The 14,189-nt window shown below is 55.7% G+C and carries 11 protein-coding genes and 1 tRNA gene; 9 read left to right on the forward strand and 3 right to left on the reverse strand.

All coding sequences use genetic code 11. The features are described 5' to 3' along the window. Positions 1–259: 259 nt before the first annotated feature. The 6 genes from fimA (at position 260) to sfmF (ending at position 6,271) form a co-directional block, all read left to right on the forward strand. Entirely contained in the window at positions 260–823 is a 564-nt protein-coding gene (fimA, locus tag IM314_RS10160) for a type 1 fimbrial major subunit FimA (protein ID WP_028012226.1), read from the forward strand. A 68-nt stretch (positions 824–891) separates the two neighbouring features. Next, positions 892–1,437: a type 1 fimbrial protein subunit FimI gene (fimI, locus tag IM314_RS10165; RefSeq protein WP_028012227.1), complete on the forward strand. Its 546-nt coding sequence runs from the start codon at positions 892–894 to the stop codon at positions 1,435–1,437. Positions 1,438–1,471: 34 nt separating this feature from the next. Further along, positions 1,472–2,164, forward strand: a complete 693-nt coding sequence (gene fimC, locus IM314_RS10170; protein WP_153656296.1) for a type 1 fimbria chaperone FimC — start codon at positions 1,472–1,474, stop codon at positions 2,162–2,164. 14 nt (positions 2,165–2,178) lie between these two features. Beyond that, positions 2,179–4,740: a fimbrial biogenesis usher protein gene (locus IM314_RS10175; protein WP_041911034.1), complete on the forward strand. Its 2,562-nt coding sequence runs from the start codon at positions 2,179–2,181 to the stop codon at positions 4,738–4,740. Continuing rightward, positions 4,733–5,740 carry a type 1 fimbria D-mannose specific adhesin FimH gene (gene fimH, locus IM314_RS10180; RefSeq protein WP_041911033.1) on the forward strand — a complete coding sequence of 336 codons (1,008 nt, stop codon included), beginning with the start codon at positions 4,733–4,735 and terminating at the stop codon, positions 5,738–5,740. Before IM314_RS10175 ends, fimH begins: the two co-directional genes overlap by 8 nt. Positions 5,741–5,749: 9 nt before the next feature. Next, entirely contained in the window at positions 5,750–6,271 is a 522-nt protein-coding gene (gene sfmF / locus IM314_RS10185) for a fimbria assembly protein (RefSeq protein ID WP_028012231.1), read from the forward strand. A 51-nt stretch (positions 6,272–6,322) separates the two neighbouring features. Here sfmF and fimZ read toward each other — a convergent pair whose 3' ends face one another. From fimZ to IM314_RS10200, 3 genes are all read right to left on the reverse strand, one after another. Continuing rightward, positions 6,323–6,955, reverse strand: a complete 633-nt coding sequence (fimZ, locus tag IM314_RS10190) for a fimbria biosynthesis transcriptional regulator FimZ (protein WP_028012232.1) — start codon at positions 6,953–6,955, stop codon at positions 6,323–6,325. Between the two features lie 812 nt (positions 6,956–7,767). Next, on the reverse strand, positions 7,768–8,484 hold the full coding sequence (locus tag IM314_RS10195; protein ID WP_041911031.1) for a response regulator transcription factor: 717 nt from the start codon (positions 8,482–8,484) through the stop codon (positions 7,768–7,770). Between the two features lie 24 nt (positions 8,485–8,508). Then, complete coding sequence (locus IM314_RS10200) at positions 8,509–9,207, reverse strand: EAL domain-containing protein (RefSeq protein ID WP_047362396.1); 699 nt, start codon at positions 9,205–9,207, stop codon at positions 8,509–8,511. 278 nt (positions 9,208–9,485) lie between these two features. Between IM314_RS10200 and IM314_RS10205 the strand changes: the two genes are divergently transcribed. The 3 genes from IM314_RS10205 to IM314_RS10220 all read left to right on the forward strand — a co-directional run bounded on the left by IM314_RS10205 (position 9,486) and on the right by IM314_RS10220 (position 14,136). Then, positions 9,486–9,562, forward strand: a tRNA-Arg gene (locus IM314_RS10205). Positions 9,563–9,850: 288 nt separating this feature from the next. Next, positions 9,851–12,034 carry a TonB-dependent siderophore receptor gene (locus IM314_RS10215; protein WP_193359308.1) on the forward strand — a complete coding sequence of 728 codons (2,184 nt, stop codon included), beginning with the start codon at positions 9,851–9,853 and terminating at the stop codon, positions 12,032–12,034. Positions 12,035–12,162: 128 nt separating this feature from the next. Continuing rightward, positions 12,163–14,136 carry a PhoX family phosphatase gene (locus tag IM314_RS10220; RefSeq protein WP_028012236.1) on the forward strand — a complete coding sequence of 658 codons (1,974 nt, stop codon included), beginning with the start codon at positions 12,163–12,165 and terminating at the stop codon, positions 14,134–14,136. Positions 14,137–14,189 lie beyond the last annotated feature (53 nt).

The following is a 14,189-nucleotide window of genomic DNA, read 5'->3' on the forward strand; positions in this document are numbered from 1 at the left end:
TGTCAGAAGCGAGCGCCGCTGTCAGTCACCCTTTACGAGTTTTCATCCGTGAGGCGTAAAAACCCTTCTTAAGGGATGGTCAATTTCTTAGACGGGATTAGGATGTGACCTGGCGAAATGGCAGTGTTTTGACATATTTAAAAATTACATCCTGAGCTACTTTGTCTCCTCCGAAATAAGTTTTCAATTATGCAATTGAACGTATTTCTTATTCCCGATTTTTCGCGGGAAGGGTTATTTACATTTTAAAGGAATAGACATGAAACTCAGCAACATTGCTTCTTCTGTTATTGCAACACTGGCCCTGGTCGCGGGTGCCGCTAATGCAGCCGATCCCGTTACGCCGGTTACCGTAAATGGCGGTACCGTGCATTTTAAAGGTGAACTGGTTAATGCTGCTTGTTCAGTAAATACCGATTCTTCCGAGCAGACGGTTAATCTCGGTCAGTATCGTACCGCGAAATTCACCAAAGTGGGCGACACCACCTCTAATATTCCGTTCAACATTGAACTGAATGACTGCGATCCGCTGGTTGCGAAAACCGCTGCCGTTGCTTTCACCGGCCAGATCGACGCGACCGACAAAACCCTGCTGGCCGTGACGTCCGGTAATAACGACAACACCGCGAAAGGCGTGGGTATCGAGATCCTCGACAGCAAATCCAGCGTGCTGACCCCGGACGGTGCCACCTTCTCTGCCGCGAAAGACCTGATTAAAGGGACTAACACCCTGCAATTCACCGCGCGCTACAAATCAACGGCTGCAACCACCGAGCCAGGCCAGGCGAACGCTGACGCCACCTTCGTAATGAAATACGAATAATACCCTCGCACAGGGATGTTCAGGCCTCAGGGACGAGGCCCGTCATACGCTACTGCCAGGAACGAAGGATGACAAGGACTGGAACACTACTGCTGTTAACCCTTGCGATGGCCTGCCCGGCATCGGCGCATACCGTGGTGATCGAAGGCGGCAAGGTGCATCTTCGTGGGGAGCTGGTAAACGGCGGCTGCGCCGTGGCGCCCGACAGCCAGAATATGCGCATCGACATGGGGCAGTACCGAACCAATTCATTTTCCGGTGTGGGCAGCTTTTCAACGGTTAATGTGCCGTTCACCGTGCGGCTGCTGGACTGCAGCGTGGATGTCTCCCGCATCGTGGGGATCCAGTTTCAGGGCGTGACGCCCGCGGAAGATCCGCAGGTTTTTCTGGCGACATCGCGGCCAGGTGAAACGCCTGTCAGCAGCGGCGTAGGGCTGGCGCTTTTTGATGAGCAGCAGCGTCAGATTATCCCGAATGCGACGGCCGTCAGCTGGTTGCCCGTGAATACCAGCGAGCTCGCATTTCATTTTAGCGCCCGCTATCGCGCTATTTCCGAACACCTCGTGCCAGGCAATATTCAGTCGGATGTCTGGTTTACGTTGATTTATCCATAACACCTGCGAACACATTATTAAAGGTACGGTTTTGATGAATATGCTAATTAAACCAGGACTGTTTTTATCGTTTATTTTAATGATGGTTTCTGCTTGCGCGAATGCTTCCGGCGGTATTGCGCTGGGGGCCACGCGCGTTATTTATCCGGCGGATGCGAAGCAAACGTCGCTGGCGATCACCAACAGCAATAAACAAGAACGCTACTTAATTAACGCGTGGATCGAAAATGCCAGCGGGCAAAAGGAAAAAACCTTTGCCGTCACGCCGCCGCTGTTCGTTAGCGAGCCGGACAGCGAAAACACGCTGCGTATTATTTACGCCGGGCCCGCGCTGCCCGCCGATCGCGAATCGCTCTTTTACATGAACGTGAAGGCGATCCCGTCAGTGAACAAAGCGAAAACGGAAAATAATAACGTGCTGCAGCTGGCGATCCTTTCGCGCATCAAGCTGTTTGTGCGCCCGAATAACCTGGCGATGCAGCCGGATGAGGCGCTTTCCCAGCTGCGCTTTGAGCGCGTGGGGAACCATCTCAAAGTCAGCAACGCCTCGCCCTATTACATCACTCTGGTCAACCTGAAGCTGGGCGGTCAGACGCTGGAAAACCTGATGGTCGCGCCGAAAAACTCGGCTCAGCAGGTGCTGCCCGCCGGGGCCGGCGGTACGCTCTCCTGGCAGAGCGTGAATGACTACGGCGCCATTACACCGGCGCGCAGCGTCAACCTGTGAGCAGAGTCAGGGCGATGAAAAACCACCAGGGACGTTACTGCCCGGTTGCACTGGCGCTGATGGCCGCGCTCTGGCCGCAGGCTGGCTGGAGCGAAAGCTACTTCAACCCGGCCTTCTTATCCGACGACACCGCCAGCGTGGCGGATTTGTCGCGTTTTGAACAGGGGCACCAGCAGGCACCCGGCATCTATCGCGTGGATATCTGGCGTAACGATGAGTTTATCGGCACCCAGGACGTGCGTTTTGAACAGGCCGAGAACACGCCGCCGGTGGCGGGCGGCCTGTCGCCGTGCATTACGCGCGCGATGCTCGATCGCTTTGGCGTCAACGTTGCCGCATTTCCCGAGCTGGCGAAGGTGCAGGGTGAAACGTGCGTTCCATTGACCACGGCCATTCCCGGCAGCGAAACGGTATTTAACTTTGCTTCACAGCGCCTGAACGTCAGCCTGCCGCAGGTGGCAATGCAAAACAGCGCGCGCGGCTATATTCCGCCTGAACAGTGGGATGAAGGCATTCCCGCCGCGCTGGTGAACTACAGCTTTACGGGCAACCGGGGAAGCGAGGACGACAGCTATTACCTGAACCTGCAGAGCGGGCTGAACTATGGCGCCTGGCGTTTACGCAACAACGGCGCATGGCGCTACACGCAAAATAACGGGAAGCGGCGCAGCGAGTGGCAGAATATTGGCACCTGGGCGCAGCGCACCGTTATCCCACTGAAAAGTGAGCTGGTGCTGGGCGACAGCAACACCGGGAATGACGTTTTCGACAGCGTCGGTTTTCGCGGCGGGCGGCTCTATTCGTCTGACAGCATGTACCCCGACAGCCTGCAGGGTTACGCGCCGACCGTGCGCGGTATTGCCCGTACGCCTGCCAAAGTGGTGGTTCGCCAGAACGGCTACGTTATCTATCAAAGCTACGTCCAGCCCGGCGCGTTCGCCATTACCGATCTTAACCCGACCTCCTCCAGCGGTGACCTTGACGTCACGGTGGAAGAGAAAGACGGCAGCCAGCAGCGCTACACCGTGCCGTACTCCACCGTGCCGCTCCTGCAGCGTGAAGGGCGCTGGAAATATGACCTCGTGGCGGGGGATTACCGCAGCGGTAACAGCGACCAGGATACACCGTTCTTCGCCCAGGGCACCCTGATTACCGGCCTTGCTAACGGCTTTACGCTCTATGGCGGTACCCAGCTGGCGTCACGCTATACCGCAGTGGCCGTCGGTGCCGGGAAAAACCTCGGTGACTGGGGCGCAGTTTCCGTCGATATCACCCACGCCCGCAGCCAACTCGCGGACGACAGCAAACATGAAGGTCAGTCCCTGCGTTTTCTGTATGCAAAATCGCTGAACGGGTTTGGCACCAACTTCCAGCTGCTGGGCTACCGCTACTCAACGAAGGGGTTTTACACCCTGGACGACGTGGCCTGGCGCTCAATGGAGGGCTACCAGTATGCCGATAGCCAGGACGATAACGATGTGCCGGACGTGCAGAGCTATCACAACCTGACGTGGAATAAAAAAGGCCGCTTCCAGCTCAATATTTCCCAGTCGCTGGGGGATTACGGCTCGGTCTATATCTCCGGGAGTGAGCAAACCTACTGGGGGACGGACGAAACGAACCTCTGGTATCAGCTGGGCTACGCGGGGGGCGTTAAGGGGATCAACTACTCCCTGTCATGGTCGTGGAACAAATCCGTCGGGATCGACGGTACCGACCGGATCGCGTCGTTTAACGTCTCCGTGCCGTTTAGCCTCTTTACCCGCCAGGGCTATCGCCGGGACAGCGCGATCGATCGCGCCTATGCCACCGCATCCGCCAGCCGAAACAGCGATGGCGACACGAGCTGGCAAACCGGCGTCAGCGGCACGCTGCTTGAGGACCGCAACCTGAACTACAGCGTGACCCAGGGACACGCCAGCACCAACGGCTCAAGCGGAAGCGCCAGCGCCAACTGGCAGGCAACCTACGGCACGCTGGGCGTGGGCTACAACTATTCCCGCGATCAGCACGATCTCAACTGGCAGCTCTCCGGTGGGGTAGTTGGCCATTCAGACGGCGTGACCTTCAGCCAGCCGCTGGGCGATACCAACGTGCTGATTAAGGCGCCGGGGGCATCAGGCGTCAGCGTGGAAAACCAGACCGGCGTGAAGACCGACTGGCGAGGCTACGCGGTCATGCCGTATGCCACCGTCTACCGCTACAACCGCGTGGCGCTGGATACCAATACCATGAGCAACAACACCGACATCGAAAACAACGTGAGCAGCGTGGTGCCGACCAAAGGCGCGCTGGTCCGCGCCAGCTTTGATACCCGCATTGGCGTGCGCGCCCTGCTGACGGTAACGCGCGGCAACCAGCCGGTGCCGTTCGGCGCCGTGGTGCGCGAAACCCAGAGCGGCGTGACCAGCATGGTGGGGGATGACGGGCAAATTTACCTGAGTGGGCTGCCGCTGGAAGGCGAACTGCTGGTCCAGTGGGGTAACGGGGCGCAGTCCCAGTGCCGTGCGCCTTACAGCTTGCCTGAAAAGAGCCTGCAACAGGCGATCACACTTAAGGGGATCCGCTGTGATTAAAATCCATATCTTTGCCTTGTCGCTTCTGGCACTCCTGCCCGCGACAAACGCGTTAGCCACCGTGTGCGTCAATGAAAAGGGCGTGCCGACGGAGGTGCATTACGACCTGACGGATAAATTCAACAGCTCGAATAACCAGGTTGGGCAGGTTGTCACCCTCAGCGAGAAATCGCAGTGGGTGGGGGTAAACGCCGTCTGCCCGAAGGGCACCGTCGGGAATACCACCAAGCGCAGCTACGTGACGGATTACCCGATCACCGGGACCAGCGATGGCTATCAGTATCTGAAGCTTAACGACTATCTGGACGGGGCGATGAAGATCACGGACAGCTATGCTGGCGCGTTTTATCCACCCAAAAACTATATCCAGATGGGGAGCCATCCGAACGTTTCAAAAAACAAACCGTTTGGCGTGCAGGATTCCAGCCTTATTTTCCGTCTTAAGGTGACCCGACGCTTTATTAATATGGTGGTGATCCCGCGTGCCACCATGTTCCGCGTTTACGTCACCACCACCTCCTCCGATCCGTTGACCACGCCGGTCTACACCATCAGCTACAGCGGAACCATTCAGGTGCCGCAGAGCTGCGCCATCAACGCCGGCAATGTGGTTGAATTTGATTTCGGCGACATTGGCGCCTCCCTGTTCAGCAAGGCGGGCGTGGGTAACAAGCCGGAGGGCGTCTCATCGCAAAGTAAAACCATCGCGATTAAATGCACCAACGTGGAGGCAAACGCCATGCTGACGATGCGCGTCGAGGCTGAAAAGGTCTCCAATAATGTGGTGGTGTCGGATAACCCGGATGTGGGGTTTATCATTGCCAACGAGAGCGGTGCGCCGCTCACGCCTAACAACCTGACGAGCAAAATTCCGTTCCGCCTGGACGACAGCGCGCAGGCGCAGGTGGGGATCCGGGTCTGGCCGGTGAGCGTGACGGGCAACAAGCCAGCGGAAGGACGCTTTACCTCGCGCGGATATTTGCGTGTGGATTACGACTAAGGAGCAGACATGCGAAACGGGATCCGTTTTATCACCGTGGCGCTCTTTGCGCTTTGCACCCAGGCTCAGGCGGAAACCGCATTGGGCGAAATTAATATTCGGCTCTACGGCAATATCGTCGATTTTACCTGCGTGGCAGAGGGTAACGATAGCGACAAAACGGTCACGCTGGGCACCTGGCCCACGAAGCAGCTCAACACCACGGGGAGTCGCACGCAGCCTATGCCCTTCACGCTGAAGCTGACCGGCTGTCCGCCCGGGGCGGCGTCCATTACGTTCTCGGGTAAGGCAGACGGGAGCAATAGCGGGTTGCTGGCGCTGAATGATGCCAGTACAGCGAGCCACGTCGCCGTCGAGATCAGGGATGCGGATAAAACGCGTCTGGCGCTTCAGCAGGCCAGCCAGCCGGTCACGGTTGATGCACAGGGGAATGCGACCCTATCATTTTATGCCAATTATATTGCCACGGCCGATAACCCTCAGCCCGGACGGGCTGATGCGGATGCTACCTTCATGATTAATTATAATTAGCGCTGACCGCACTCCCTGCAGCTCGGATAAACTGCAGGGAGTGAATTCAGGTTATAGCAGCTCGTGCGCTTTGGCGTAATCTATTAATTCCACGATGCTTTGTACGCCAAGCTTGGAATAAATATTGGATTTGTGCGCACTGATGGTCTTATTGCTCAACAGTAACTGTTCAGCAATCTCCTTATTGGATAATCCATTCGCCAGATAACGTAATACCGTGACCTCGCGATTCGATAATGGCATATCCGCTGCCATCCCTTTTCCCGAACCCATATGGTTTATAAAATTCAGCGTTTCCGACGGGAAAAAAGAATAACCCATCAGAATCATCTCTACGGCGTTGTAGATCTCACCCAAATCTTTTCGTTTACTGACGAAGCCGTTGGCCCCGGCGCGAATCGCACGACCCGCGTAAAATAACTCTGATTTAGAAGAGAGGAACAGAATCTTGATGTCTTTGTTTAAGTTTCTGATTCTCTTCAGCAAAGCGAAGGCATCTGTGCCCGTAAGTTCGATGTCAAGGATCACCAAATCGATAGGATGATTACGAATACAGTCAAGAACTTCATGGCTATCGCCAGACTTAAGCTTGACTGTGATATTTTTATTTTTCTGTAGCAGGACCTCTATCGACATTCTGACGATAGGATGTTCGTCCATAATGATAACGGATGCCGGTTTCATTTTTAATGCCTCAGATTGTTAAAAGCGTTATGTAGAGTTTTGTAAAACTCTCGAAATGCCGGAAGGATATAAAGTGCAGATCCCTATACCGTAGTATTTCCCTGGAAAGAGCGAAAGCATCCTTGTTTACGTAATGAAAAGAACAGTGCCTCAGCGCGGTCATCTCATTTGGCTGGTGTTGGCAAAAAGATTTTTCTTATTCAGATTTGGTACGCATCTTATTATACAGAGTAAGTTTTTTCCGAAAACCCTGTAAATTAGTCTCCGCTTATTGGTTTGTATTATCTTCTGGATCTTAATGGCTATGTTTTTAAATTTAGCGGAAATATCCTGTTATCCCATTTACCGCATCTTTTCATCTTTATGTAATAACAAAAAATAACAGATGTCTCTTTATGTTGCGTAATTGTTAATAAAAAAGACCGTCGATTCGGCGGGCGACCCAGGGTCAAAGAGGCGAAAAAGTGCCCTCGCAAGGTGTCAAACCTTCATCTGAAAGTGCTTAAGGCGCATCAACGTCACGCCATCATCGCGCAGGAGAACATGCTATTCACTTTGCTTTCCACTCCTGGAGAGTGAAGCGAAGCTGCTTGTTTTTACATCATTATCATCTTATTAACGCCTTCTGCATTCACTTAACGGATGGAGGAAAGTGCTGCCTTTGGTTCATTCTGTGACATTTCACATGGTTCCGAACCATAAATTAGGAATAGTTATAAAATCGAATACATTGTTAAAATTTAACCATTTCATAACATGCGTGGTAAGTAAATTCCTAAAGCGCTTTAGGAAATAAGAAGTTAGTGCGTAAGTTAAAACGTGCAGTCAGAGAGGTTATTAAGAAGGTGTAACAATTCCTGGCGATGGCTCAGCCCCAGCTTAAGCAGGATGCAGCTGAGACGATAGATAATGCGGCTATAGGGGCGATTCTGCAGAAGGGCAATCTGACGCAGCGTCTTACCGCGGGCAAGCTCCTGCAAAATGGGCCATTCATTGCGGGAAAACCAGTCTTTATCGGACCCCTGCGGTGGGCGGGCATCCATCAGGCTGTGTTGAAGCCCTGCCGCGTTCATCTGACGTTCCAGCACGTGAAAAGGCCCCGCCGCTTTGCAGAAGAGGCGGGTATCATAATTATCTGCCCGGACCAGTAGCCACGGCGTCAGGAAGGGGGGATACAGGCTATGCCTTCTTAACTGATCCAGTTGATCAATCAGCCCGGTGGAACGGCTTTCTACATCCACCACCAGACGCGCTGAAGGCCATTGTGCCTGAGCGCCGAGCGCATCATCCAGCGAGATATAGTCGCAACAGCTGCTCAGGGGAAACTGTCCATTGAGAAAACCGGTGCGCAGAAAATGATCCTCCGTGACCAGAATGATAAACGGAGCGTCGGTTTTTCGGGGCTGGCTGATGGACTGGCTCAAAAACTCGAGCCGGTCGAAAAAGGGGGGAGCAAAAGGTGAGTGCGTAAATCCCAGTGCATCACTTCCTGTACGCCGCCGCCGGTAACGGCGCACTGTCATTCGCATGGTCTCCCTCCTGGAAATGGCTCTTTAATCCTCCGGCCATGTCCAGGACGGCCAGTAATATCCCTGGCCGAGATCTGCGCCTGCCTGCAGTGCCCAGGTGCGATCGCGTTCAGTCTCAATACCTTCGATGAGCACGCTCCCGGCCAGCTGAAAGCAACGTGAAACCAGCTGCCTCAGCGCGGGTGTAGCGCGTAAACGCCAGAATGCGCCCTTATCAATTTTGATGCCGTTCAACGGTAATCGACAAAATAAAAACGGCTGAATGACCGTTTCGTCGATGTCATCCAGCCATATACTGTGCCCCTGTTCCCGGAGTTTCGACAGGTTTTGAATGACGCGCTGCTTCTGTGCGGCAGAGAACGCCAGAAAGGCAGAGAGGTCAACAATCTCGATATTCAGCGGCGTGTTTTTCAGATTGATGAGCCGCTGAAAAGACGCTGGCTCTGTCAGAACGGTTATCGGCAGATTAATAAAAAGGTTATTACCGTGCGGCGTCTTTTTTAGTGCGGCAAGCTGCGCTTCAAGCAGCGTCATTGACCAGCCTGCCGACTGATGGCGGAAAAAATCCTCGCTGTGCTGCGTTTCGGACAGAATGCTAAGCACCTCCACGCCAACCTGACGCTGAGAGGTGAGGGCGACGACAGGCTCCAGTTTGATGCCGACGATGTCCTGAGAAATAAACTGTAACCGGGGGGGCGTATCGAACGGGTTTTGCGCTGTCACTCCATTGTCCTGTTGTCTGTCAGCCTCCAGGTGGCCGGGAAACCTCGCTCTAGTGTGACGAGCCGACGAGCAGGAAAACAGCAGGCGTTACTTAAATGCAACTAAGCCTTTTCGCAGCGCTAAATTTTACGATGAAACAGTGAGAAATGTTGAGAAAATAGCCGTATTTACAATCGGCTAGCGGTAATTGCCCCCGAAAACGGAAAAGGCATTGACTCACCTGACATTGACCGTATAATTCTTCGCGTTTCACCACCGCGAAGTTCACTCTTCTCAGTGCGCCCTTAGCTCAGTTGGATAGAGCAACGGCCTTCTAAGCCGTAGGTCGTAGGTTCGAATCCTACAGGGCGTGCCATTTAGAAACAGGCATTTACGCCAGTTTCAAACCAGCCTGATTTTCTCCTTCTGTCGTATTTGCGTCATGTTTGCCAAAATGGTATCAATTTTCCGTGCGTGTTCACTTAAATGGTTCAGCGCAAGGTGAGCATCCCCTTTTATCACGCATTAACTTGAGCAGGATCCTGCAAAGATTTGCGCTTGCCAAAGCATAGATAATGCGTATAGTTCTCATTTGCATTGCAACCAATATATTCTAAGGCCCGTCCACGGGCTATTTTTGCGCGCACTTTCAAACGAGTTAACGATGAACAACACCAAAATGCACAAAACGCTGCTGGCGCTCGCCATTGGCGCGGTTACACATTCCGCCTGGGCGGCAGAGGATAAAAAAGAAGACACCATCGTTGTGCAGTCTGCACCTGCCGGCGACTTTAAACCCGGTGGCGACCAGCTGGTGCCGGCCTTCCTTGACGGGCAGGTGGCGAACGGCGGGCGAATGGGGATGCTCGGGCAGCAGAACGCCATGGACGTGCCGTTCAATATCATCAGCTACACCTCAAAACTGGTGGAAGATCAGCAGGCGAAAACCATTGCTGACGTGGTCGCCAACGACGCGGGCGTTCAGTTTGTGCAGGGTTACGGCAACAGCGCGGAAACCTTCCGCATTCGCGGCCTGAAGTTTGACGGCGACGACATGACCTTCGGTGGCCTCTCCGGCGTGCTGCCGCGTCAGGTGGTGGATGCCCAGATGGTTGACCGCATTGAGATCTTCAAAGGGGCCAACTCCCTGATGAACGGCGCGGCAAGCTCGGGCGTGGGCGGGATGATTAACCTTGAGCCAAAGCATGCCGGGGAAACGCCGCAGGCGAAAGTGGGCGTGGACTACACCTCGGATTCCCAGATTGGCACCACGCTGGATGCGGGGCGTCGCTTTGGCGATAACGACCAGTTCGGCGCGCGCGTGAACCTCGTGCATCGTGAAGGGGAAACCGGCGTACCGAACGACCGCCGCCGCACCACGCTGCTCTCCACCGGCCTGGACTACAAAGGCGACCGCTTCCGCACCTCGCTGGATCTGGGCTATCAGAAAAAAACCTTCCACGGCAGCCCGACCAGCGTCAACATCTCGGCGGTGGACTTCGTGCCTGAACTACCGAAGAACGATCGTAACTTCTCGCAGAAGTGGGCCTACAGCGATATCGAAAACGAGTTCGGGATGTGGCGCAGCGAGTACGACATCACCGACAGCTGGACGGCCTATACCGGCCTCGGCGCGCAGCACGCGCACGAAGAGGGGATCTACAGCGCGCCGAAGCTGGTGGACAAGAGCGGTAACGCAACGGTCAGCCGTCTGGATACCAACCGCATCAGCGATTCCGTCAGCGGGATGGCGGGCATTCGCGGCAACTTCAACACCGGCTTCGTCTCGCACAAGGTCAACGTCGGGTACTCCGCAATGACCAAAAACGAAAAAATCGCGTGGAAAATGTCGGCGGCGAAGGATAACCCGACCACCAACATCTACCACAACACCGGCGTGGATATGCCGGACAGCACAAACTTCAACGGCTCCGGCGGTAAATACAGCGATCCGCTGACCAGCGGGCGCACCCGCACCCAGGGCTGGCTGCTGAGCGATACCCTGGGCGTGCTTGATGACAAGCTGCTGTTCACCGCAGGCGCGCGCCATCAGAAAGTGGTCGTTCGCGGGTATAACAAAATTACCGGCGCAGAGAACGACGCGGACGGCTTCGACGGCAGCCGCTGGATGCCAACCTACGGCGTGGTTTACAAACCGTGGGAAGAAATTTCCCTCTACGCCAACCACACCGAAGCGCTGCAGCCGGGCAAAACCGCACCTAACACCGCCACCAACTACGGCCAGAGCACCGGCATCGTTCACTCTAAGCAGAACGAAGTGGGCGTGAAGGCGGACTTCGGGCGCGTGGGCGGTTCTCTGGCGCTGTTTGAGATTAAAATGCCCTCGGCGATCCTCGATGCTAACAATCACTACGGCCTGGATGCGGAGCAGCGTAACCGTGGAGTGGAGCTGAACGTCTTCGGCGAGCCGATGCTCGGGATGCGTCTGAACGCCAGCGCCACCTGGCTGCAGGCGGAGCTAACCAAAACCAAAAACGGCGTGAACCAGGGCAACGATGCGATCGGTATTCCGAACTTCTACGCCGTGCTGGGCGCGGAGTACGACATCAAGCCGGTTGACGGCCTGACAGCGACCGCGCGCGTGAACCACTCCGGCACGCAGTATGCCGATCTCGCGAACAACAAAAAGCTGGATAGCTACACCACGCTGGATCTGGGCATGCGCTATCGCTTCGCGGTGAACCACAACGCAAACCAGATGACCGTGCGCGCGGGCATCGACAACGTGACCAATGAGAACTACTGGGCCAGCGTGGACGATTCCGGTACCTACATCACTCAGGGCGAACCGCGAACCTTTAAGGTCTCGGTGGGCTACGAGTTCTAAGCGTTCCAACTCGTTATCCGGGGCACGGATGCCCCCATCCTTCCGTCATCGTGTTATAAAATTGTAATAAAAGCTTCTTACACTGGTCGCCAACTCTTTTACCTCTTGGCCAATGACAGGAAGCCGCTATGGGCAGACCCCTCAAATCCGTTTTTAAAAAAGAACATCGCGACGACATCGCTAACCGCAGCGCAAACCCGGTATTCTCCGAGGTGGCAGAGGTGTTTCTCTCCCGCCGCCGTTTTCTCCAGATGGGGGCCGTTGCGGGGGCCGCCGTATCATTCCCGTTTCTGATCAAACCTGAGAACGCCATTGCCGCGGTATCGAAGCCTTCCGCGCTGGCAAAAGCGGTTTCCCTGGGCTTTACCAGCATCGACGTCTCCACCGAAGATACGGTCAGGGTGCCGGAAGGCTATATTGCCCGCCCGTTCTATCGCTGGGGTGACCCGACGGGGATCAAAAACAACATGCCGGCCTTTAAGCCGGACGCCAGCAACACCACGGACGAACAGGCCGTGCAGGCGGGCATGCACCACGACGGCATGGCGTGGTTTAGCCTGCCGCAGGGAGAGCAAAACCCGGAGCATGGCCTGCTGGCGATGAACCATGAATACATCGACAACGGGATGCTGTTTACCGACGGTACGGCGAACTGGAGCCTCGACAAGGCCCGCAAGGGGCAGAACGCGATGGGCGTCTCGGTGGTGGAAGTGAAAAAAGCGGGCAGCGACTGGCAGGTGGTACGCCCGTCTTCATATGCCCGCCGCATCACCGTCAATACGCCGATGCAGCTTACCGGCCCGGCGCGGCATCAGGACTTAATGAAAACCGCCGCCGACCCGCAGGGGGAGCGCGTGCTGGGCACCATGCAAAACTGCGCCAACGGCCACACGCCGTGGGGCACCTATCTCACCTGCGAGGAAAACTGGTCGGATATTTTTGTCAAAAAAGCCGATCTCAATCCGCTGGAAAAACGCTACGGCATCAGCGACAGCGATGAATCCTACCGCTGGAACGAGGTGGACGAGCGGTTCAGCGTCGATAAAACTCCTAACGAACCCAACCGTTTCGGCTGGGTCGTGGAGATCGATCCCTACAACCCCACCTCCACACCGCGCAAGCACACCGCGCTCGGTCGCTTCAAGCATGAGGGGGCAGCCGTCACGCTCGCCGCCGATAACCGCGTGGTGGTCTACATGGGGGACGATCAGAAGTTTGAGTACATCTATAAGTTTGTCTCGGACAAAAAATACGATCCCGCGAACCGTGAAGCCAATATGCAGCTGCTGACCTCCGGCACGCTGTACGTCGCCAGGTTCAACGAGGACGGGAGCGGAGACTGGCTGCCGCTGATCTTCGGGCAAAATGGCCTGGATAAGAGTAAAGGGTTTGAAAGCCAGGGCGATCTGCTGATTAAAACTCGCCTGGCGGCCGACGCGGTGGGGGCGACCAAAATGGATCGCCCCGAATGGATAGCCGTCGATCCGCACGCCAGCGGCAGCGTCTACTGTACGCTCACCAACAACAGCGATCGCGGGAAAGAGGGGAAAGCGCCGGTGGATGCCGCCAACCCGCGCGCCAACAACGTGTTTGGGCATATCATGCACTGGCACGAAGACGGCGCGGACCCTGCTGCCGCACGCTTTAAGTGGGATATTCTGGTCATGGCCGGACGCACCGACGGCGACGATCCGAAGGCCAAAGGCTCCATGCAGGGCGCGGCATTCGGCAGTCCGGACGGACTCTCTTTCGATCATCAGGGCGTCCTGTGGATCCAGACCGACGTCTCCTCCAGCACCATCAATAAGAAAGCGTACGAGGGGATGGGCAATAACCAGATGGTGGCGACCATTCCGGGCACCAACGAGTATCGCCGTTTCCTGACCGGGCCGCGCGGGTGTGAGATCACCGGCATTGCGTTTACGCCGGACAACCGCACGCTGTTTATCAACATTCAGCACCCAGGGGAGGGCGGGGATGATATTACCGACCCGGCCAATCCTCGCGCCGTCTCTAACTGGCCGGACGCCAGCCCGAACGGACGCCCGCGATCGTCCACGGTGGTGATCGTGAAAGCGGACGGCGGAATTATCGGGTCGTGACGTTTATCCGCCGGGCGCACGCGCTGGCCCGGCGTTAAGCTTGCTACCACCAG

It is taken from the genome of Enterobacter cloacae complex sp. P42RS (assembly GCF_014930595.1).
In the GTDB taxonomy this organism is placed as follows: domain Bacteria; phylum Pseudomonadota; class Gammaproteobacteria; order Enterobacterales; family Enterobacteriaceae; genus Enterobacter; species Enterobacter bugandensis.